This is a genomic window from Caulobacter sp. 602-1, assembly GCF_003931565.1.
Lineage (GTDB): Bacteria > Pseudomonadota > Alphaproteobacteria > Caulobacterales > Caulobacteraceae > Caulobacter.
This window is the reverse complement of record NZ_RRYI01000075.1, coordinates 1-320: the sequence shown is the minus strand read 5'-3', so window position 1 is coordinate 320 and position 320 is coordinate 1. Positions and strand designations below refer to the sequence as shown.

1 protein-coding gene is annotated in these 320 nt (G+C 57.2%); it reads left to right on the top strand.

The genetic code is table 11. From position 1 onward, the window contains the following. Positions 1-61: 61 nt before the first annotated feature. On the top strand, positions 62-320 hold a 259-nt coding region (locus EIK80_RS25305), incomplete at its 3' end, for a hypothetical protein (protein WP_199743635.1).

The following is a 320-nucleotide window of genomic DNA, read 5'->3' as shown; positions in this document are numbered from 1 at the left end:
AGGTCGCATACCCTTACTAAAGGTAATGACTATTGGTAACTAAATGGAGGTTGGGTCAGCGATGAGCGAATCCCAGACCGAAACCAAGTCCGCGACTGAGTCCGCGACCAAGTCCAAGCCCGGCCAGCTGCTGGTGGATGACGTACGCAGTCTTATAGACGCCTGCTGGAAAGCCACAACCATCACCGAACTGATGCCGGCATTGCCGAAAGGCATGAAGCCGCGCTATGTCCACGTGATCGACGCCGTCTGGCATATCAACGAACCGAACGGGCAAGATACCGGCACCGCGCGCGTGGGCGATGTCAGCGCATTCCTCG